Here is a 20,889-nt window from a genome sequence, read left to right as displayed (position 1 = left end):
CTGCGACGATGTCCCCGATCTCTCCGACGCCGCTACCCCGCAGGTTCTACGCCCGCGACTCGCGCCTGGTGGCGCCGGAACTGTTGAACAAGCTGCTGATCGCCGACGACGGCCGTTGCGGTCGCATCGTCGAGGTCGAGGCCTATTGCGGCGCCGAGGATCCGGCGGCGCATTCGTTCCGCGGCATGACGCCGCGCACGCAGGTGATGTTCGGCCCGCCCGGCCATCTGTACGTCTACTTCATCTACGGCATGCACTGGGCGCTCAATGCGGTGTGCGGCGGCGCGCCCGGGCATGCGGTGCTGATCCGTGCGCTGGCGCCGCTGGCGGGAATCGAGGCGATGCAGTTGGCGCGTGGCGTGGGACGCATCGCCGATCTCACCCGCGGTCCCGGCCGGCTGGCCAAGGCGCTTGGTGTTTCGGGTGCGGACAATGGGCTGGATCTGACCCAGGCCAGTTCGCGCCTATGGCTGGGCGACGATGGCACGCCATCGCCGGCCGATCCGGTGGCGACGCCGCGCATCGGCATCAGCAAGGCCACGGAGGCGTTGTGGCGCTGGTATGTGCCTGGCGATCCGAACGTGTCGGGACCTGCACTGCCGGGAGCGCAGCGCAAGGGCGTGCGCGCGAACTGACAGGTTGCGTTGGGGTCCACACAGACCGGCGCGTCGCGCGGCGGGATGGCCGAGAGGGGGAAGGCGTCGGGACTGAAGTCCCTCCTACAGTGCACCCAGTAGCTTTGTCGCAGGCCTTTTGTAGGAGCGGCTTCAGCCGCGACGAGCGAAGTTGGGAACCTGACCGCCGTCGGATGCTATCTGTCGGGACTGAAGTCCCTCCCACAGTGCACCCATCGAGTTGGCCGCAAGCGCCCTTGTAGGAGCGGCTTCAGCCGCGACGAGCGAAGTTGGGAACCTCACCGCGCTCGGACACTATCTGTCGGGACTGAAGTCCCTCCTACAGTGACTCCAGCAACTTGGCTGCAATCCCGTATGGGAGCAGCTTGTGCCGCAACGAACGAAGCGACTCGATCACTATCGCCCGAATGAGGCGAAAGACGCGTCAAACAGCGCCGACGCGCGCACCGCCAGACGTGGCATCCAGCTGCGCGATGGCATCCGCCACCACTGCATCGAACGGCGCATCCACGTCCACCGAGCGTACGTCCGGCTCCTCCAGCGGCATTTCCAGCGTGTCGATCTGGCTCTGCAGCAGGCCTGGCGGCATGAAGTGGCCGCTGCGTCGCGCCAGGCGTTCCGCGATCACATGGGCGGCGGCATGCAGGAACACGAAACGCATCGGTACGCCGCTGTCGCGCAGCTGCTGCCGGTGCGCGCGGCGCAGCCCGGAGAAGGCCAGCACCACGCTGCGGCCGGCGTCGATCGACTGGCGCAGGCGCAGCGCCAGCGCCGCCACCCAGGGCACGCGTTGCGCATCGGTAAGCGGCACGCCGCGCGCCATCTGCGCCTTGGCCGCGGCGCTGTGGACGTCGTCCGCGTCCAGGAACGCGAGGCCGTAGTGCGCGGCCAGCGCCTGCGCGACGCTAGTCTTGCCGCTGCCGGAAATGCCCATCACGACGATGGCTTCGCTGCGCTGCGGCAAGGAATTCTGGAATGTCGCGTCCATCACGAGCGGTTATACCTTGCTGGGGGTTTGGCATGATGCACGCGCCGACGTTGGCGATGCGCGCAGCGTGGTGTAGCGTCGGCACGCCACGATCAGCGCAACCTGCCTGGCGCCGTTCCATCATCGCATGACCACCCGACAGGATCGCCGATGCCCACACCGCCGCAACGCGCCGATGCACCGCTGCGCTGGACCGAAAAGGTCGGCTACGGCGTCGGCGACATGGGCTTCAATTTCTACTGGGCCAATATCTCCGCATTCCTGCTGATCTTCTACACCGACACCATGGGCCTGCCGGCGGCGGCGGTGGGCACGATGATCCTGCTGACCAAGGTGGTCGATGCGGTCACCGATCCGCTGATGGGGGCGCTCGCCGATCGCACCCGCTCGCGCTGGGGCAAGTTCCGGCCGTATCTGTTGTTCGCGGCCCTGCCGATGGCGGCCAGCGGCGTGCTGGCCTACACCACACCGGATCTGGGCCAGGGCGGGCGGCTGGTCTGGGCTTACGTCACCTTCGGCGTGATGATGCTGATGTACACGGTGGTCAGCATCCCGTATTCGGCGCTGTCCGGGGTGATCACCGCCGACAGCCAGCAGCGCACCACGCTGATCAGCTTCCGCTTCATCGCCGCCTTCGCCGGCACCACGCTGGTCAACTACGCCACGCTGGACATGGTGCGCTGGTTCGCCAACGGCGACGATGCGCAGGGTTGGCAACGCACCATGCTGGTCTACGGCATCGCCGCGGCGGCGCTCTTCGCGATCGTGTTCGCGACCACGCGCGAGCGCGTGCAGCCGCTGCCGCAACCGCGCACGCCGGTGCGGCAGGACATCGCCGACCTGCTGCGCAATCCGCCGTGGCGAGTGTTGTTCGCGCTGGCGCTGATCATCATGATCACCATCGTCATGCGCGCCGGCGCCGGCGTGTACTACTTCAAGTACTACGTCGGCCGCCCCGACCTGACCGGCTGGTTCCTGGGCAGTTATTCGATAGCGCTGGCGGTGGGCGCGGCGGCCACGCCGCTGCTGACCCGGCTGTGCGACAAGCGCCGGCTGATGATGTGGCTGATGGGGGTGGTGGGCGTGCTCAGCTGCGCGATGTTCTTCATCCCGCGCGAGGCGATCTGGGCGCTGTTCGCGATCAACCTGCTGATCGGCCTGGCGCTGGGGCCGAAATCGCCGCTGGCGTTCTCGATGTATGCCGACACCGCCGACTACACCGAATGGAAGACCGGGCGCCGCGCCACCGCGATGACGTTCTCGGCGGCGACGTTCTCGCAGAAGCTCGGTGGCGCGCTGGCCTCGGCCTGCATCGCGTGGATGCTGGCGGGGATGGGCTATGTGGCCAACCAGGCGCAGAGCGATGCCTCGCAGTTGGGGATCGTGTTGCTGCTGACGGTGATCCCGGGCGCGATCGCACTGCTGGCGGCGTGGACGATGCGGTTCTATCCGCTCGACGATGCGGCGCTGCTGCGTATCCAACAGGAACTGGCCGCGCGCAAGCGCGCCGCGGAGGAGGCGAGCGCATGAGCGTTGGCAATGACGCATCCGGCGAGGTAAGCGATGTGCTGGCGCCCAGCGCCGATGGCGAACGCTACGAGCTGCACAGCCCGACGGCCCTGCCCAATGCCGGCGGCTTCCTGTGGAACCGGCGGATGATGATCCAGGCCACCTGCCGCGGCTACGCCACCGCGCAGTTCATGCAGCCGGAGCCGGCCAGGTACGCGCATGCGCCGAACCTGGAGGCCAGGACCTTCATGCAGCCGGAGCAGCCGTACTACGCGCATCATCCGGGGCGCTTCTTCTATCTCAAGGACGAGGACAGCGGTGCGGTCTATTCGGTGCCGTACGAGCCGGTGCGTGCGACGCCGCAGGCGTTCCGCTTCTCGGTCGGCAAGCGCGACATCGCCTGGTGCGTGCGCTACGCCGAGATCGAGGTGGAGGTGCGGCTGCAGGTGCCGGTCGAGGACACGGTCGAGCTGTGGCAGTGCCAGGTGCGCAATCTGGACGGGCGCGCGCGGCGCATCGCGCTGTATGCGTATTTCCCGGTCGGCTACATGTCGTGGATGCAGCAGAGCGGCGAGTACCGCGCCGACCTGGGCGGCATCGTGTGCCGCAGCGTCACGCCGTATCAGAAGGTCGAGGACTATTTCCGCAACCGCGACTTCAAGGACTGCACCTTCCTGCTGCACGAGCAGCTGCCCGACGCCTGGGATGCACGGCAATCGGCGTTCGAGGGCGAGGGCGGCCTGCATGCGCCGAGCGCAGTGCTGCAGCCGCGGCTGGGCGGCAACGATGCGCGCTACGAAACGCCGACCGCGGCCTTGCAGTACTGCCTGATGCTGCAGCCGCAACAGGAACACACGCTGCGCTTCCTGTTCGGCCCGGCACGCGACGATGCGGAGATCGCCGCGCTGCGGCACCGGTATCTGTCGGCTGCCGGCTTCGCCGAAGCGGCCGCCGTGTACAGCGATTATTTGAACGAGGCTGCCGGCTGCCTGCACATCGCCACGCCCGATCCGGGCCTGGACAACCTGGTCAACCACTGGTTGCCGCGGCAGGTGTTCTATCACGGCGACGTCAACCGCCTGACCACCGATCCGCAGACCCGCAATTTCCTGCAGGACCACATGGGCATGAGCTTCCTGCGCCCGCGGACGGCGCGTGCGGCGCTGCTGCATGCGCTGTCGCAACAGGACGCCAGCGGCGCGATGCCGGACGGCATCCTGCTGATCGAAGGCGCGGAGCTGAAGTACATCAACCAGGTGCCGCATACCGACCATTGCGTGTGGTTGCCGGTGTTCCTGTCGGCGTATCTGGACGAGACCGGCGATGCGGCGTTGCTCGAGGAGATCGTGGTCGGCACCGACGGGCGCGGTGCCAGCGTCGCCGCGCGGCTGGACGCGGCGCTGCGCTGGCTGCTCGGCGCACGCGACGCGCGCGGGCTGAGCTATATCGCGCAGGGCGATTGGTGCGACCCGATGAACATGGTCGGCTATCGTGGTCGCGGCGTGTCCGGCTGGTTGTCGGTGGCCACGGCCTACGCATTGCAGCTGTGGGCGACCCTCTGCGAACGCCATGGCCGCCACGCGCAGGCGGCCGCGTGCCGTGCCGGTGCGGCCGAGGTCAACGCCGCGGTCAATCGCGAACTGTGGGACGGCGACTGGTATGCGCGCGGCATCACCGACGACGGCGTGCGTTTCGGCATCAAGGACGATACGGAAGGCCGCATCTATCTCAATCCGCAGAGCTGGGCGCTGCTCGCCGGCACCGCCGATGCGGACCGGCGCGCGCGCCTGCTGCAGGCGGTCGATGCGCAGCTGGACACGCCGTACGGGCCCACCATGCTGGCGCCGCCGTATACCGCGATGCGCGAGGATGTGGGCCGGCTGACGCAGAAGCATCCTGGTTCGGCAGAGAACGGTTCGGTCTACAACCACGCCGCCGCGTTCTACCTGCACGCGCTGTACGCGATCGGCGACGCCGACCGCGCCTGGCGCGTACTGCGCGCGATGATCCCGGGACCGGACCTGGCCGACTACCTGCAGCGCGGGCAGTTGCCGGTGTTCGTGCCGAACTATTACCGCGGCGCCTGGCGCGAGTTGCCGCGTACCGCCGGTCGTTCCAGCCAGTTGTTCAACACCGGCACTGCGGCGTGGCTGTATCGCTGCTTGATCGAGGGCCTGTTCGGGCTGAAGGGCGAAGGCGAGGCGCTGTGCGTGCGCCCGCAGTTGCCGTCGCACTGGAGGCAGGCGGCGGTGCAGCGCCGGTTTCGCGGTGCGGTGTTCGATGTGCGCATGCAGCGCGATGCCGGTTGTGTTGCGCAGCAGGTCAGCGTGGATGGGCGCGCGCTGGACGCGCCGCGAATCGAGGGCATCGAACCGGGCCGCCGCTATCTGGTCGAGGTGGTGTTGCCGGGTGGGTGAGGGTGGCCGCCGTGCCTGGAGCGAGCTGACATCCTGTCGCGGCTGAAGCCGCTCCTACAGGGATAAGCAGTGCAACTGGGTGCACTGTAGGAGCGGCTTCAGCCGCGACAGGACGCACGCTTACGCGCGCCATGCTTCCGCGGTTTCAACGAGGTCGTCCCAGTGCAGCCGGGTCTGCGCCGCATCGTCGCTTTCCAGCAGCGCGCGGCGCGCGGCGCGGCGCATGGCGCGGCTGATCCAGGTCTGCAGGTCGCGGCCGGAGCGGCCTGCGCTGCGATCGGCCAGCCAGTCGGCGGCTTCCGCGGCGTCGAATGCCAGCGGCTTGCCATGCAGCAGGCACGCGACGATCGCGCTGCGTGCGGCGCGGTCGGGCAGGCCGATCTCGATCTGCCGGTCCAGCCGCGACAGCAGCGCCGGGTCGATCGCCGCGGCATGGTTGCTGGCGGCCAGCAGGAAGATCTGCCCGGCCTGGCTGGCGACGCCGTCCAGTTCCTGCAGCAGCTGGCCGACGATCTCGCGGGTCAGCGCATCGTCGCCATCGACCCCGCGCGCCGGGGCAACGATGTCGATCTCGTCGACGAACACGATGCACGGCGCCTGCGCGCGGGCGCGTTCGAACGCAGCCTGCACGCGCTGGCCGGACTGGCCCAGGTAGGCCGCCTTGAGGTCTGCGCCGGTCAGGGCGATGAAGGCCAGGCCCGACTGGCTGGCCAGGATCCGCGCCAGCTGGGTCTTGCCGGTGCCGGGCGGGCCGTACATCAGGATCCCGCGCGGCACCGGCACGCCCAGCGTGGCCAGCGTCTCGGCATTGCGCAGCTCCTTGCCCAGGCCGACGAATTCCTCGATCACCGGCGCCGGCAGCACGATGTCGTTCCAGTCCAGCGGCGTCACCCGGGTGGAGCCCTTGCCGCGCAGCAAGCGCAATTGCGCCAGCAGCACCTGGCCGTCGAGTTCGCCGTCCATGCACTCGGCGGCGACCCGCGCCACCAGGGTGTGCAGGTCGCGGCCGGACAGGCCGCTGCTGTCGGCGACCACGCGCGGGTCCAGCGCCAGCGCGAAGCCGGCGCGTTCCAGTTCGCCGCCGAGGATGCGGGCACGCGCGGCGGCGTCGGGCAGGCCGATGCCGATGCTGGCGGTGAAGCGCGACATCACCGCATCGTCGAGCAGTTCCGGGCGGTTGGTCGCGCCGATCACCAGCACCTGGCCGCGCGCTTCGTGGAAGCCGTCCCATTCGGCGAGGAAGGTCTGCACCAGCTCGGCGCCGAAGCTGTCGCTGTCCACGCCGCCGCGGCGCGCGAACACGCTTTCGCATTCGTCGATGAACAGGATCGCCGGCGCCTTGGCGCGGCAGCGCTGCCAGATCGCCTGCACCTTGGGGCCGGTGTGGCCGACGTGCGCGGCCTTCAGGTCGGCCACGCCCAGCGCTTCGAAATGGCAGCCGGCATGGCGCGCCAGCTTGCGCGCGATCAGGGTCTTGCCGGTGCCTGGCGGGCCGTGCAGCAGCATGCCCTTCGGCGCCGGCGTGCGTCCGGACACGAACAGGTCCACCAGCTTCAGGATCTGGTCCAGTGTGCTGTCGGGCAGCGCCACGTCGGCCCAGTGGCGGTGGATCGCGTCCATGCTCTGCAGCCGCTGCAGCAGCATGCGCTGCTGGCTGCGCGCTTCCATCCAGACGTCTACGTGCCGGTGCAGCTCGGCGATCGGTTGCGACCCGGCTGCCGCGCTCGTCGCCACGGCCAGCGCCAGGTCGTGCAACTGCGCCTGCGCCTCGGCGTCCAGCGCGTCGGCGATCGGGATCAGCGCGGCGGGGTGGGTCGCGTCGGGCAGCACCAGCAGCGCCTGCACCTGCGGCTCCGGTTCGGCGCCGTCGTGCAGCGCCAGCATGCGCGCGCCGAACAGGTCGCCGTGCGCCGCGGCGATCTGCCAGCGGCCCTGCAGCTCGCGCAGCGGCCACGGCGCACGGGTGACGCGGTACGGATAGGTGGCGTCGTGGCGGCTGTCGCTGGCCAATTGCAGCAACGCCAGCGGCCGTTGCGCGAAACCGCGCAGCAGCGCGCGTTCGTCCTGGCTGACGTGCCGGGCCAGCAGTTGCGCGCCGCCGATCACCATCAGCGCATACACCAGCAGCGACGGCAGCGCGCGCTGCAGCAGCTGCAGCGTATCGCGCTGCACGCCGAACTGCCGCCACCAGTCCACATAATCGCGCGCGTCGCCGAGCCAGTGCGCGCTCATCCACGGCAGCGCCAGCAGCAGGAAGGCCAGCAGCGCCAGCCGCCAGCGCCAGTCCGGCAGCAGCGGGCGCAGCAACAGCGCCGGCCACCACGCGCGGCGGCGTTCGCGGCGCAGCACCGCGCGCGCGGCCTGCGCGGCCTGGGCGACGAAGTCGCGGTGGATGGTGGCCACGGCCTGTTCCACCGCCGGCAGATGCCGCTCCACCTCGGCCTCGGCGGCGGCCTGCCGCGCCTGCGCCTGCTGCAACTGCGTCTGCAGCCGCAGCCGTTGCTGTTCCAGATAGCTCGCCCGCGACTCGGCTGGGACGGAAGACATCAACGTGGGCGGGCGGGGACGTTCATTGCGCGAATCTTAGCGCGTCGCCTGCCATGCGCTGCGCCGCTTGCGCCACGTTGCGGACGAACCGGGCGCTGACGCGGGCTGCGTGCCGGCTGCCGCAGCGAACGCGCGCATCCATTGCGACGGGTCGCTGCCGTCGCGCAGCACCGCGCCTTGCGCGCGCCTGCAGCGGATGAGGGATCCAGCGTTCGAGCGGCGCAATCGGCCCGTCCCGCTATGCGCCACGCCATGCGATCCAGCGCCGCACCCGCATCCAGCGGCAGAACGGAGGTGGCCATTCGCCGCATCCCGCAGCCCGCTCGCGGGGGCGCTGCCTGCCGGCCTGTGCAGGACGATCCGCTGCGCCTCCACGCCGCGCGCCTGCGATCGGTCTGCCGGCACTGCCTTGTCGCGCGGGTGCGGTTGGTGGCGCGAATGCCGCTGGCCGATCGGGTCGATCGGCGCACTGCGGCGACGCTGCCACTGGCGCTGCTGTGCGTGCGCCTGTACCAGCCAGCGACGCTCCTGCCGGCGTGGACCCGCCTGGGCGTGCGCATGGACCCGGCCGCACCGTGGCGGGCGCTGACGAAGACGCTGGCGACGTGGGGCTGCTTCGGCCTGTTGCGGCGCGGCGCCTTGCTGTGGGCGGCGCGCTAGACTGCAGCGAACGCACCGGGGACGTCGCTCTTGGTTTCCAGCTGGATCCTGCTGTTGGTGTCGGTCGGCTACGCGGCGCTGCTGTTCACGGTGGCGTGGTGGGGCGATCGGCGGCCGCTGTACCCGGAGCGGCCGTGGCTGCGCCCGGCGGTGTACAGCCTGGCGCTGGCGGTGTACTGCTCGTCGTGGACGTTCTACGGCGCGGTCGGCAGCGCGGTGCGCAATGGCGCCGGCTACCTGCCGATCTACCTGGGGCCGTTGCTGCTCCTGCTGTTCGGCTGGCGCATCATCGAGCGCCTGGCGCTGATCGCGCGCAGCGAGAACACGGTGTCCATCGCCGATTTCATCTCCTCGCGCTACGGCCGTTCGCGGCGCCTGGCGGCGCTGGTGGCGGTGATCGCGCTGGTCGGCGTGGTGCCGTACCTGGCGCTGCAGTACAAGGCGGTGGCGATGAGCCTGCAGGTGCTCAGCGGCCAGTCCAGCGCCGGCGCGCCGTTCTACGCCGATCCGGCGCTGTACGTGGCGCTGCTGATGGCGCTGTTCGCGACCCTGTTCGGCACCCGCCAGGTGGACGCCACCGAGCATCACCACGGCATGATGCTGGCGATCGCGCTGGAATCGGTGGTCAAGCTGCTGGCGATGGTCGCGGTGGGCGTGTTCGCCTACGTGTGGCTGAGCGGGCGCGACGGCCAGGTGCTGCAGTCGGCGCGCACCTTGTTCCAGAACACCCCGCCGGTCGGCTTCATCTCGCAGACCCTGCTCAGCTTCCTGGCCATCGTGTGCCTGCCGCGGCAGTTCCACGTGGCGGTGGTGGAATGCAGCGACATCGGCGACATCCGCAAGGCGCGCTGGCTGTTCGGGCTGTACCTGGTGGTGATCTCGGCGATGGTGGCGCCGATCGCCGCGGCCGGCATCGCCCTGTTCGGCCAGTCCGGCGAGGTGGCCCACGACAGCATCGTGCTGGCGTTGCCGCTGGCCGAGGGCCGCACCGCGCTGGCGCTGGTCGCCTACGTGGGCGGGTTCTCCGCCGCCACCGGCATGGTCATCGTCTCCAGCATCGCGCTGGCGACGATGATCAGCAACGACCTGGTGATGCCGGTGCTGCTGCGCCGGCGCGGGCACCAGGCGGCCGGCGCCGACGTCGCCTCGCGGGTGTTGTGGATCCGCCGCCTGGCGATCCTGCTGCTGGCGCTGATCGCCTACGGCTATTACCGCAGCAGCAGCAACGACAGCTCGTTGGCCTCGTACGGGCTGATGGCCTTCGCGGCGGTGGCGCAGTTCGCGCCGGGCGTGATCGGCGGGCTGTACTGGCGCGGCGCCAGCCGCAAGGGCGTGGAGACCGGCATGGCGCTGGGCTTCGGCACCTGGATCTACACCTTGCTGTTGCCAGCGCTGACCCAGGCCGGCTGGCTGGCGCCGGACTGGCTGCACGAAGGACCGTTCGGCGTCTCCTGGCTGCAACCGCAGCAGCTGTTCGGGATGAGCGGCTGGGACCCGCTGGCGCACGGTACGTTCTGGTCGCTGCTGGTCAATGTCGGCACGATGATGCTGGTGTCGGCGCGCTGGCGCCCGGGCCTGGACGAGCGGCTGCGCGCGGCGCCATTCCTGGAGCCGTATTCGCAGCGGCCGGCGGTGGCCGGCGACTGGCTCGGGCACGTGCACGTGATCGACTTGCAGGCCCTGGCCGAACGCATGGTCGGCGAGCGCCACGCGCGCCGCGCCTTCGCCGAACAGGCGCAACTGCTCGGCCGCGAGCCGCAGCCCAGCGCGGTGGCGGACCGGGTCTGGGTGCAGTTCACCGAACGCCTGCTCGCCGCCTCGATCGGCGCGGCCTCGGCGCGGCTGGTGCTGACCAGCCTGCTGCGCGGCTCGGGCATGGACCTGGGCGAAGTGGTGGCGGTGCTCGACGAAGCTGGGCAGGAGCTGCGCTTCAACCGCGAGATCCTGTCCACCACGCTGGAGAACATCAGCGCCGGGGTCAGCGTGGTCGATCCGGCGATGCGCCTGACCGCGTGGAACCGGCGCTACCAGCAGATGTTCGGCTATCCCGACGGCATGCTCTACGTCGGCCGCCCGGTCGCCGACCTGATCCGCTACAACGCCGAGCGCGGCGAACTGGGCGAGGGCCGCATCGAAGACCAGATCGGCCGCCGCATCGCGCATCTGCGCGCCGGCACCTCGCATGTGTTCGAGCGCACCCGCAGCGACGGCAAGGTGATCGAGATGCGCGGCCAGCCGCTGCCCGGCGGCGGCTACGTGACCAGCTACAACGACATCACCGACTACAAGCGCGCCGAGCAGGCGCTGCTGGAAGCCAACGAGACGCTGGAGCAACGCGTGGCCGAGCGCTCGCGCGAGGCCGAACTGGCGCAGCAGTCCAAGACCCGCTTCCTGGCCGCGATCAGCCACGACGTGCTGCAGCCGCTCAACGCGGCACGGCTGTTCGCCTCCGCGCTGCGCGAAGCGCACCAGAACGAGGAGCAGCGGCATCTGGCCGAACGCGTGGACGCCTCGCTGCGCGCGGCCGAGGAGCTGCTCGACGGCCTGCTCGACGTGTCGCGGCTGGACGCCGGCGGCATGCTCCCGACCATCGAGGACTTCGATGCCAGCGTGCTGCTGCGCGAACTGGCCGCGCAGTACACCCCGGTCGCCGCCGGCCGCGGCCTGCGCATGCAGGTGTACGCGCGGCCGATCTGGGTGCGCAGCGACCGCCGCCTGCTGCGCCGCGTGTTGCAGAACTTCCTCGCCAATGCGCTGCGCTACACCCGCCAGGGCCGCATCGTACTGGGCATGCGCGGCCGTGGCGCGGCGCTGGAGCTGCAGGTGTGGGACACCGGCCCGGGCATCCCCAAGCACCACATGCAGCAGATCTTCGAGGAGTTCCAGCGCTACCAGCAGCCGTTCGACTGGGGCGAGCAGGGGCTGGGCCTGGGCCTGTCGATCTGCCAGCGGATCTCGCGCCTGCTCGGCCACGACCTGGATGCGCGCAGCGCGGTCGGCCACGGCAGCATGTTCGCCATCGCCGTACCGCGGGTGGCGCCGGTGCCGCAGAAGCAGCAGCGCCAGCAGCGCAGCGCTGCCGCCAGCGATTCGCTGGCCGGGTTGCGCGTGCTGTGCGTGGACAACGACCAGGAAATCCTCGACGGCATGCGCGCGCTGCTCGGGCGCTGGCAGGTGGAGGTGATCTGCGCCAGCACCGTGGACGAGGCGCTGCCGCTGGCGGCGCGCGCGCCCAATGTGATGCTGGTCGACTACCACCTGCACGACCGCCTGGACGGACTGGATACGCTGGACGCGCTGCGCGAGGCGATGGTCGGCCCGGTCGCCGGCGCCCTGCTCACCGCCGATGGGCGCGACGAACTGAAACTGCTGGCGCGCGAACGCGGTTACCGGCTGCTGACCAAGCCGGTCAAGCCGGCCTCGCTGCGCGCCTTCCTCACCGCGTACCACGATCCGATCAAGGGCGATTAGCGCGCTGCAGGCCCCTGTGCAGGCAGTGGCGTATCGGCAATGTACCTGCATGCCGCGCTGCCGCCGCGCAGCGGCGACAAGTGCCTCTTCTCCACCTGCCTGGAATTCACCGCCAAGCCGCCGCCGCAGGGCTGAGCCGGCAGCGGCGGGGCGTGCGCGGATCAGCCCGCGCCGTGCAGGTGCTCGAACAGGATGGTGCTGCCGATTGCGATCAGCAGCACGCCGCCGCCGATCTCGGCGCGCTTGCCGGCCAGGGTGCCGAGCACGCGGCCGAGCATGATGCCCAGGGTCACCATGGTCAGCGTGCACAGGCCGATGACCACCGCGACCTCGGCGATGTTCACGTCGAGGAAGGCCAGGCCGACGCCGACCGCCATCGCGTCGATGCTGGTGGCAAAGCCGGTCGCGGCCAGGTTCCAGAAGCCGTGGCGCTTGGGCGCTTCGGCGGCGTCCTCGGGCGCATCGGGCTTGAGCCCGGCGACGATCATGTGCACGCCGAGCGCGCCGAGCAGACCGAACGCGATCCAGTGGTCGAACGCGACCACGTACTTGGAAGCGGCCTGGCCGAGCACCCAGCCCAGCACGGGGGTCAGCGCCTCGATGCAGCCGAAGATCAGGCCGGCGCGAAGCGCGTCGCGCCACAGCGGCTTGCGCATGGCCGCGCCCTTGCCGACCGCCGCGGCGAAGGCGTCGGTGGACATGGCGATGCCGAGCAACAGAATGGAAAGAAACGACATGGGGGGAGGACCGCGCCGGGGCAGGAGACGAACGACGAGTGCGCGCGCCCGGCTTTCGCCACGCGAGCTCGCCGCTGGTCTCGCCAACCGAGATGGCTGCCCGCACCACGGCGCAACGGCCGAGTATGTTGATGCGGGCGCTGTCCGGTGCTGCTGGACAGCAGGCTACTCCCCAAGGGACGCGCAGTCTAACAGCGGCAAATGCCGGCGAATACGCTTCGAACGCACGCGAACCTGCAGCTGATTTTCTTAGCACGCGCTATATCGACATGCGCGCAGCCAATGCACGCGTAGCGCAATCGGTGCATGGCTCAGCGTGTCTGCGCGTGCGGATGGTCACGCCGCAGAATTTGGAGGCCGCCCGCGTTGCCGCCGCTCAGCGGTAATCCGGATAGTCGCGGCGTACGCGCTCTTCCACCGCCACGGCGAGCGGATGCGGCGGACACTCGGGCAGGTTGCGCAGGATGGTCCAGGGCGTGTCGATCAGCAGGTGGCCAGTATCGAAGTGGGGCAGGCCGTCGCGCATGCGCAAAGCCTGCACGGCGAGCAATTCGGCGGGATATACGCCATTGAAGCTCTCATCGAATTCATAGGTATTGCGCTCGGTACTGCCTTTGCTGCGGGCGATGTGCCAGTCTGCCGCATCCAGCATGGCGGCCCGGAACGCCGCTGCGTCGGTGCTTTGCCACTGGTCGAGTACGGCCTGGTATTCGGGGATCAGCGGATGCACGGGCCGGTAATGGGTGGGGATGCCGAAGGCCTGTGCGAACAGGTAAATGAGGAAAGCGTCGTTGGTGCCTTTCCCCCAACCCTCGCCACGCCACTCGTCGGGTTTCAGGGCCTGGTCCTTGTGCGCGACCTGGATCAGGAAGCGGGCGCCGGCCTCGGTGGCGTCCCACTGCGAGAGCATTGCGGTACCTGCCGCCTTCATGCTGGTCCAGAACGGCAGCAGCGGTTGCCGCTCGGTGGTCCAGGCCAGGGTCACCGCGGCTTCGAAGCGGAAGGCGATCGAGCGCATCGCCACCGCCCAGCGCAATGGCTGCGCCAGTTCGTCCAGGCGGCCCTGGCCGCTTAGGGCGCAGGCTTGCATGGCGTAAGCGTGGCCGGCCTGGCCCAAGTCCAGCCAGACTTCGCCTTTCAAGGCGCCGGATTGCGCGAGGCACGCTTCGATGCGTTCCAGATACTTGGCGGGCCTGCGATCCGTGGTGAACGCCCATTCGATCCATTTGTCGCAGGACTTGAATAGCTTCTTCAACGAGGGATGCCACGCCGGCAGGTGTTGGACCCGCTTGCCGGTTGCCATCAACTCATCCTCGCGCTGCGTGGGGTTAGGTCAGGTTGCTCGGTTTGCTGGGCGAGTGCCTGCTGCTGCTGTACCTGCGAAAAGCTCTCGGCTGCCGGGCGCTGTGCCGCCTGCTCGGCATCCACGCGGACGTGGAAATGCGGAGCTTTGTCGGCGCCGTGCGGAGAACTGACCGCGAATACCAGCGGCGCTTCCGCGCTGCCCCCGATACGCACGGAATCCAGGGACTTGCACAACGGATCGGCCTTGTGCTCGTAAAGAAGGTGGGCAGCAATGTTACGGCTTTGCTCTTCGTTCCAGCGGCCGTCGCCCTGCACTTTGCGCAGGATAGTATCGAACGCGGCATGGTCTGGGTGGCCGGCCTCATCTGGCGTCAGCATGGTCTGCTTCGGTGCCGGTTTGACCCAGGGTTCCACCGTGCGTTCGATTTGCAGGCGAGGGGAGTCCGGTGTGCGACTCAGGTTGAGTTGCACCCACGTGGCGTTGATGTTCCCGGCCTCTGGGCCAATTTCTCTTCTTATTCCATCTGGTATGTCATTCAATCCAGGAATCGTGTTCTTCGGATCCCAGTGCTTTTCCGCACGGATCGCCAGCTCGATCCGCTTGGCCACGAATTGTTCCGGATCCCCCCGCTGCGCCGGCGCCATCCCCTTGGCCGAGGTCTTGATCTCGAAGAACTCCAGATCGCCGTCGGGGTTGCGGCCGACCAGGTCGATGCCGTGGCCGGAGCGGTTCTTGATCGCGACGATGTCGCTGTAGCCCTGCTCGACCAGGTGGTGGGTCTGGATGGCTTCGCCGATGTCGCCGAGCTGGCGCGTGGTGAGCCGGGTCAGGTCCACGCCCTGGGTGCTGTGGCCCAGCGCCGTCGGGAAGTCGATCCGCCCGTCGAAGACATCCGGGCTGCGCTTGAGGATGGCGGTGAGTTCGCGCGGCGCCAGTTCGCCGCTGCGCAGCAGGCCTTCGACATTGTCGGTGGCGCGCGCGGCGCGGACCAGGTCGTCGAGGTGGCCGTCCTGGCGGGCCTGGCCGACCAGCCCGCGCAGCAGTTGCCGTGCGCCTTCGCCGGCCTCACCGCCACGCCGGGCGGCCTGGCCGGCTTCTTCCAGCGCTTCGGCGTAGGCGCCGGCGCGGCCGGGCAAGCCCGCGTGGCGCTCGGGTGCATGCCCGGCGCCGTCGTGCGCGCGCGTGCCAGCGCGTTCGGCGCGGGCGGCCTCGGCCAGGCCTGCGCCGGCCTCGGCGGCGGCGCGCGGGGCGATGTCTTCCATGAGCTGCGCGGCCTTGCCGAGCTTGCTCACCTTGCTCGCCGGCACCAGGGTGGCCAGGATCTCCACTCCGACCGCACCTTCGGCGCTGCCGATGTACTGGCGCTCGCGCCCATCGCGCTGCGCCTGCGCCAATCCCTGTTCCCAGTGCTGCCACGCCTGCGTGGCGGCGCTGCGGGCCTGGTCGATCGGCTTGTGCGGGTCGGCGGCCACCTCGGCCGCATAGATGCGGGCCATGCCGACCACCACGTCGCGGTAGTGCGGGTCGGTGGCCAGGCGCGTGCCCATGCGCGCCAGATCGACGGTCTCGCCGAGCGTGGTCAGGGCGTGCGCGGCGCCGCCGGTGACGAAACCGTAGCCTTGCTGCGCCTCGCCGATCACGTTGTTGCTGGCCTTCGCCGCGGCGCGCAGCGCAGGCGAGGCGTCGGGATCGGCGGCGGTGTCGCGGGTGCTGCGCTGTGCGGCGGCCAGGCCGTCGCTGACCTGGCTGTTGGCCCCGCGCACCGCGTTGCGCGCAGCGTCGTAGACCTGCCCGCCGGCCTGGGCGGCCTGCTCGCCCAGCCGTTCGAGCCAGCCGTCGCTGAGGTTGGCCTGGTCCAGCGCCTCTGCGAAGCGCTGCCGTTCCTGCGGCGTGTCCAGGCGCCGGTCGATGGCGGAAAAGAACGCGCGACGGTCGAACGCGGCGAATCCCGGCGAGGCCGGCAGCGCGCGGACCAGCGCGGCGGCATCCACGCTGCCCAGGCCCTGGTGCTGCAGGATCAGCCGTTGCGCCTCGTAGGCCAGCGGATCGACCCGGCCCTGCGCATCGGTGGCGGCCAGCAGCGCGGCGATCTCGGTGGTGCTGGTCATGTGGGGCCTCCTGGCGTCTGTACTGCGCATGCTCCCCTGAGGCCGGGGTTTTAGCGCGCCTGCGCCGGTATGGCAAGTCCTAACCTGGCGACTGGCTCAGTCCTCTTCCAGCGGCAGCACGATGGCGTCGCTGTCGATGGCCAGTTTGCCGGCCATCAGCACCGCCTGGGTGCGGTTGGTGACGCCGAGCTTGCGCAGGATCGCGGTGACGTGGGCCTTGATGGTGGCTTCGGACACGCCCAGGTCGTAGGCGATCTGCTTGTTGAGGCGGCCGGCGCCGAGCATCTGCAGCACGCGGAACTGCTGCGGGGTCAGTTCGCGCAAGCGCTGCCCGACCTCGCGTTCGGCGCGGTCGGTGGGCGGCACGTTATGCGCTTCCGGCGGCGCCCAGCGCTCGCCATCCAGCACCGTGCTCAGGGCCAGGCCGATGGTGTCCGAGTCGGCCGACTTGGGAATGAAGCCGAACGCGCCGTGGTCCAGCGCGCGGCGCATTACCGTCGGTTCCTCGCGCGCGGACACCACCACCACCGGCAGCTGCGGATGCAGCGCGCGCATGTGCACCAGTGCGCTGAAACCCTGCGCGCCTGGCATGTTGAGATCCATCAGTAACAGGTCGGCATCGGCGTGATGGTCGGCCAGCGCATACAGCGCCTCGACGCTGTCGGCCTCGTACAGCTGCACCCCCGGCATCACCCGCTGCACCGCTCCGCGCAGCGCCTCGCGGAACAGGGGGTGGTCGTCGGCGATCAGCAGGGTGGGCATGGGTGAGGCCGGGAATGGGGAGTCGGGAGTGGGGAATCGCAACAGCAAAAGCAACAGCAGATTTCCTGGCGCTGGGGGTGTGGAGGCGACCGGGAATCGCTTTTCACCATTCCCGATTCCCCATTCCCGACGCGCGTCAGCGCGTCAGTCGCTCGTTCACCAGCGAATCCACCACCGACGGATCGGCCAGGGTCGAGGTATCGCCGAGCTGGTCGGGGGCGTTCTCGGCGATCTTGCGCAGGATGCGGCGCATGATCTTGCCCGAGCGGGTCTTGGGCAGGCCCGGCGCCCACTGCAGGTGGTCGGGCGCGGCGATCGGGCCGATCTCCTTGCGCACCCAGGCCACCAGTTCCTTGTGCAGTTCCTCGCTCGGGGTCTCCTCGGCGATCAGGGTCACGTAGGCGTAGATGCCCTGGCCCTTGATGTCGTGCGGGAAGCCGACCACCGCGGCCTCGGCCACCTTCGGGTGCGAGACCAGCGCGCTCTCCACCTCGGCAGTGCCGATGCGGTGGCCGGAGACGTTGATGACGTCGTCCACGCGGCCGGTGATCCAGTAGTAGCCGTCGGCGTCGCGGCGGCAGCCGTCGCCGGTGAAGTAGCTGCCCGGATAGGTGCGGAAGTAGGTGTCGATGAAGCGTTGGTGGTCGCCGTAGACGGTGCGCATCTGCCCCGGCCATGAGTCGCGCAGCACCAGGTTGCCTTCGGTGGCGCCTTCCAGGACTTCGCCGTCGGCGTTGACCAGGGCCGGCTGCACGCCGAAGAACGGCAGCGTCGCCGAGCCGGGCTTGAGGTCGATCGCGCCGGCCAGCGGGGTGATCAGGATGCCGCCGGTCTCGGTCTGCCACCAGGTGTCCACGATCGGGCAGCGGCCGTCGCCGACCACATCGAAGTACCAGCGCCAGGCTTCGGGATTGATCGGCTCGCCGACGCTGCCGAGCAGGCGCAGCGACGTGCGCGAGGTGCGCTTGACCGGCGCCTCGCCCTCGCGCATCAGCGCGCGGATCGCGGTCGGCGCGGTGTAGAAGATCGTGACCTGGTGCTTGTCGATGACCTCCCAGAAGCGCGACACGTTCGGGTAGTGGGGCACGCCTTCGAACATCAGCGCGGTGGCGCCGTTGGCCAGCGGCCCGTAGACGATGTAGCTGTGGCCGGTGACCCAGCCGACGTCGGCGGTGCACCAGTAGATGTCGTCCTCGCGCAGGTCGAACACGGTCTCGTGGGTGTAGGCCGCGTACAGCAGGTAGCCGGCGGTGGTGTGCAGCACGCCCTTGGGCTTGCCGGTGGAGCCGGAGGTGTAGAGGATGAACAGCGGATCCTCGGCGTTCATGCGCTCGGGTTCGCATGTGGCCGGCTGGCTGTCGACCACGTCGTGGAACCAGCGGTCGCGCGGCGCCTGCATGTCCACCGCGCCGCCGGTGTGGCGCACCACCAGCACTGTTTCCACGCTGGTGGTGCCGGGCAGCTTCAGCGCCGCATCGACGTTGCCCTTGAGCGGGATCTTCTTGCCGCCGCGCAGGCCTTCGTCGGCGGTGATGATCAGCTTGCTGCTGCAGTCGATCACCCGGTCGGCGATCGAGTTGGGCGCAAAGCCGCCGAACACCACCGAGTGGATCGCGCCGATGCGCGCGCAGGCCAGCATCGCCACCGCCGCGTCGGGAATCATCGGCAGGTAGATCGTGACGCGGTCGCCCTTCTTCACTCCGAGCGCGCGCAGCGCGTTGCCGAGCCGGCACACGCGTTCGTACAGTTCGCGGTAGCTGACGTTGTAGGACGGCGTGTCCGGGCTGTCCGGCTCGAACAGCAGCGCGGTCTTGTCGCCGCGCGTGGCCAGCTGCCGGTCCAGGCAGTTGACGCTGGCGTTGAGCTCGCCGTCGTCGAACCAGCGGATATGGAAATCGTCCAGGGCGAAGTTCACGTCCTTGATCCGGGTCGGCTTCTTGAACCAGTCCAGGCGCTCGGCGGCCTGGCCCCAGAATGCCTCCGGCTGTTCCACCGATTGCCGGTACAGGGTCTGGTACTGGGTCTTGTCGATCCGTGCCTGGGCGGCGAACTGCGGATCGACGGGGTAGATATCGGCCATGGTGCCCTCTGCAATGAACGGGGCGCCGCATGCGGCGGCGCGTCATCGCGCAGTTTGCCGCATTCCACTGTTAAGCGCGCACGCGCCGGGCTTTAGACGATGGTCGTAAACCCCGCCCCGTTCGACTAATGGCCAATAGGCGCGACCGGCCGCGGCGCGCACTGTGCACCCAGCCGTGCCTGCGCGCGGCGGACATCCATTATTCGGGAGGGAGTAATGAGCCACCGCATCGCATCCTTGGCACGGCGCCCGTTGGCGGCCGCGCTGGTCGTCGCGCTGATCGCGCCCGGCGCGGCCTTCGCCCAGAGCGGCAAGACGCCATCGGCGCGCGAGCAGGCGCTGGAAGCCCGCGTGGCCGAGCTGGAGCGGCAGGTGCAGCAGCTGCTGTCCTCGCAGCAACAGCAGCAGGGCCAGATCGCGCAGGCGCAGAGCGAGGTCGCCGCGGTGAAGTCGAGCCAGGCCGCGCCAGCGGCGCTGCCGGCCGGCAAGGCGCCGATCCAGGTGACCACGATCACCCCGGGCGCCGCCCCCGGCACCACGTTCAAGGTCGGCGGTTTCATCAAGGCCGATTTCCTGGCCACCCGCACCGGCGACGGCCAGCTCGCCGACGACGCCACCGGGCGCGCGCTGTACCTGCCCGGGCAGACCCCGGTCGGCGGCGGCAAGTCCGGCACCGACTACAACGCGCATGCCAAGTTCTCGCGCATCAACTTCGGCGTGGACAGCGTCAGCGACGCCGGCAACAAGGCCGGGGCGCTGGTGGAACTGGATTTCTTCGGCAATGCGCTGGGTACCCAGACCGCCACCAATACCTACGGCGCCACCCTGCGCCATGCCTACATGTACTGGAACCACTGGCTGGCCGGCCAGACCTGGTCCAACTTCATGGACCCGGCGGCGCTGCCGGAAGCGGCCGACTTCATCGGTCCCACCGACGGCGTGATCTTCGTGCGCCAGGCGCAGCTGCGTTACACCAACGGCGGCTTCAGCGTCGCCCTGGAGAACCCGGAAACCACCGTCTACAACCGCAGCGCGAGCGGCGCGATCACCAGTGCCAGCTCCGACCGCGGCGCGCTGCCGGACCTGACCGTGCGTTACGGCTGGAAGGGCGACTGGGGCAGCTTCGGCATCGGCGGCCTGCTCGGCCAGCTGAAGGTGGACAACCGCGCCACCGGCGCCGACGCCAGCAAGGCCGCCGGCGGCCTGACCCTGGGCGGCAAGTGGGTGGCGGGGGACAGCGACAGCCTGTTCTACCAGCTCAGCGGCGGCGAGGGCATCGGCCGCTACGTCGGCCTGGGCATCGCCCAGGACGCGGTCTATGACGCGGCCGACCGCGACCTGGACACGGTCGGCGTGGTCGCCGGCTACATCGGCTGGCGCCATGCGTTCTCGCCCAAGCTGCGTACCAATCTGATCTACGCGCGCAGCGACTACGACAACGACACCGCGCTGACCGGGCTGGGCGTGACCAAGAACGTGCAGAGCCTGCGCGGCAACCTCTTCTACACGCCGCTGCCCAAGGTCGATGTCGGTGCCGAATTGATGGTCGGCAAGCGCGAGATCGAAAGCGGCGCCAAGGGCGACATCACCCGCCTGCAGTTCACCACCAAGTACAGCTTCTGAGGCCACGGCCGGCGCGGCGCCCTGGGAGGGCGCGCCGTGCCGCCGC

13 protein-coding genes and 1 riboswitch are annotated in these 20,889 nt (G+C 69.6%); of the genes, 6 read left to right on the top strand and 7 right to left on the bottom strand.

What is annotated here, in order from left to right:
• Positions 1-8: 8 nt before the first annotated feature.
• On the top strand, positions 9-635 hold the full coding sequence (locus KHF85_RS19655; protein ID WP_284567959.1) for a DNA-3-methyladenine glycosylase: 627 nt from the start codon (positions 9-11) through the stop codon (positions 633-635).
• Positions 636-1,059: 424 nt separating this feature from the next.
• Here the strand turns inward: KHF85_RS19655 and KHF85_RS19650 are convergent, their stop codons facing one another.
• Complete coding sequence (locus KHF85_RS19650; RefSeq protein WP_284567958.1) at positions 1,060-1,623, bottom strand: gluconokinase; 564 nt, start codon at positions 1,621-1,623, stop codon at positions 1,060-1,062.
• Between the two features lie 150 nt (positions 1,624-1,773).
• Between KHF85_RS19650 and KHF85_RS19645 the strand changes: the two genes are divergently transcribed.
• Both KHF85_RS19645 and KHF85_RS19640 read left to right on the top strand, forming a co-directional pair.
• Positions 1,774-3,153, top strand: coding sequence for an MFS transporter (locus KHF85_RS19645; RefSeq protein ID WP_284567957.1), 1,380 nt, complete (start codon positions 1,774-1,776; stop codon positions 3,151-3,153).
• Positions 3,150-5,549, top strand: coding sequence for a GH36-type glycosyl hydrolase domain-containing protein (locus tag KHF85_RS19640; protein ID WP_284567956.1), 2,400 nt, complete (start codon positions 3,150-3,152; stop codon positions 5,547-5,549). The genes KHF85_RS19645 and KHF85_RS19640 overlap by 4 nt, the downstream gene beginning before the upstream one ends.
• Before the next feature lie 120 nt (positions 5,550-5,669).
• Here KHF85_RS19640 and KHF85_RS19635 read toward each other — a convergent pair whose 3' ends face one another.
• A complete protein-coding gene (locus KHF85_RS19635) occupies positions 5,670-8,096 on the bottom strand; it encodes an AAA family ATPase (protein WP_284567955.1) in 2,427 nt (808 codons plus the stop codon).
• A 438-nt stretch (positions 8,097-8,534) separates the two neighbouring features.
• Here KHF85_RS19635 and KHF85_RS19630 point away from each other — a divergent pair, with 438 nt between their 5' ends.
• Together KHF85_RS19630 and KHF85_RS19625 are read left to right on the top strand one after the other, a co-directional pair.
• Positions 8,535-8,756 carry a hypothetical protein gene (locus KHF85_RS19630; protein WP_284567954.1) on the top strand — a complete coding sequence of 74 codons (222 nt, stop codon included), beginning with the start codon at positions 8,535-8,537 and terminating at the stop codon, positions 8,754-8,756.
• Between the two features lie 30 nt (positions 8,757-8,786).
• Complete coding sequence (locus tag KHF85_RS19625; protein WP_284567953.1) at positions 8,787-12,227, top strand: hybrid sensor histidine kinase/response regulator; 3,441 nt, start codon at positions 8,787-8,789, stop codon at positions 12,225-12,227.
• Positions 12,228-12,388: 161 nt separating this feature from the next.
• Here the strand turns inward: KHF85_RS19625 and KHF85_RS19620 are convergent, their stop codons facing one another.
• From KHF85_RS19620 to acs, 5 genes are all read right to left on the bottom strand, one after another.
• Complete coding sequence (locus KHF85_RS19620) at positions 12,389-12,964, bottom strand: manganese efflux pump MntP (RefSeq protein WP_284567952.1); 576 nt, start codon at positions 12,962-12,964, stop codon at positions 12,389-12,391.
• Between the two features lie 16 nt (positions 12,965-12,980).
• Positions 12,981-13,140: riboswitch (yybP-ykoY riboswitch) on the bottom strand.
• A 200-nt stretch (positions 13,141-13,340) separates the two neighbouring features.
• Complete coding sequence (locus KHF85_RS19615) at positions 13,341-14,267, bottom strand: hypothetical protein (RefSeq protein WP_284567951.1); 927 nt, start codon at positions 14,265-14,267, stop codon at positions 13,341-13,343.
• Positions 14,267-16,378: an XVIPCD domain-containing protein gene (locus KHF85_RS19610; protein WP_284567950.1), complete on the bottom strand. Its 2,112-nt coding sequence runs from the start codon at positions 16,376-16,378 to the stop codon at positions 14,267-14,269. The genes KHF85_RS19615 and KHF85_RS19610 overlap by 1 nt, the downstream gene beginning before the upstream one ends.
• 96 nt (positions 16,379-16,474) lie before the next feature.
• Positions 16,475-17,140 (bottom strand): response regulator transcription factor, encoded by a 666-nt coding sequence (locus KHF85_RS19605; RefSeq protein WP_009573538.1) that lies wholly within the window; start codon positions 17,138-17,140, stop codon positions 16,475-16,477.
• 136 nt (positions 17,141-17,276) lie between these two features.
• Positions 17,277-19,220 carry an acetate--CoA ligase gene (gene acs, locus KHF85_RS19600; protein ID WP_284567949.1) on the bottom strand — a complete coding sequence of 648 codons (1,944 nt, stop codon included), beginning with the start codon at positions 19,218-19,220 and terminating at the stop codon, positions 17,277-17,279.
• A gap of 216 nt (positions 19,221-19,436) precedes the next feature.
• On the opposite strand from acs, the gene KHF85_RS19595 reads away from it, so the two are divergent.
• Entirely contained in the window at positions 19,437-20,843 is a 1,407-nt protein-coding gene (locus KHF85_RS19595; RefSeq protein WP_284567948.1) for a DcaP family trimeric outer membrane transporter, read from the top strand.
• Positions 20,844-20,889: the final 46 nt, after the last annotated feature.

The sequence above is a fragment of the Xanthomonas graminis pv. graminis genome (assembly GCF_030168915.1).
GTDB lineage: Bacteria > Pseudomonadota > Gammaproteobacteria > Xanthomonadales > Xanthomonadaceae > Xanthomonas_A > Xanthomonas_A translucens.
The sequence above is the reverse complement of the archived record's forward strand: the minus strand, read 5'-3'. Positions and strand labels throughout refer to the sequence as shown.

Coding starts and splice junctions, on each gene's coding strand:
- KHF85_RS19655 (WP_284567959.1), top strand. CDS start 9: ATGTCCCCGATCTCTCCGACGCCGCTACCCCGCAGGTTCTACGCCCGC.
- KHF85_RS19650 (WP_284567958.1), bottom strand. CDS start 1,623: ATGGACGCGACATTCCAGAATTCCTTGCCGCAGCGCAGCGAAGCCATC.
- KHF85_RS19645 (WP_284567957.1), top strand. CDS start 1,774: ATGCCCACACCGCCGCAACGCGCCGATGCACCGCTGCGCTGGACCGAA.
- KHF85_RS19640 (WP_284567956.1), top strand. CDS start 3,150: ATGAGCGTTGGCAATGACGCATCCGGCGAGGTAAGCGATGTGCTGGCG.
- KHF85_RS19635 (WP_284567955.1), bottom strand. CDS start 8,096: ATGTCTTCCGTCCCAGCCGAGTCGCGGGCGAGCTATCTGGAACAGCAA.
- KHF85_RS19630 (WP_284567954.1), top strand. CDS start 8,535: ATGCCGCTGGCCGATCGGGTCGATCGGCGCACTGCGGCGACGCTGCCA.
- KHF85_RS19620 (WP_284567952.1), bottom strand. CDS start 12,964: ATGTCGTTTCTTTCCATTCTGTTGCTCGGCATCGCCATGTCCACCGAC.
- KHF85_RS19615 (WP_284567951.1), bottom strand. CDS start 14,267: ATGGCAACCGGCAAGCGGGTCCAACACCTGCCGGCGTGGCATCCCTCG.
- KHF85_RS19610 (WP_284567950.1), bottom strand. CDS start 16,378: ATGACCAGCACCACCGAGATCGCCGCGCTGCTGGCCGCCACCGATGCG.
- KHF85_RS19605 (WP_009573538.1), bottom strand. CDS start 17,140: ATGCCCACCCTGCTGATCGCCGACGACCACCCCCTGTTCCGCGAGGCG.
- acs (WP_284567949.1), bottom strand. CDS start 19,220: ATGGCCGATATCTACCCCGTCGATCCGCAGTTCGCCGCCCAGGCACGG.
- KHF85_RS19595 (WP_284567948.1), top strand. CDS start 19,437: ATGAGCCACCGCATCGCATCCTTGGCACGGCGCCCGTTGGCGGCCGCG.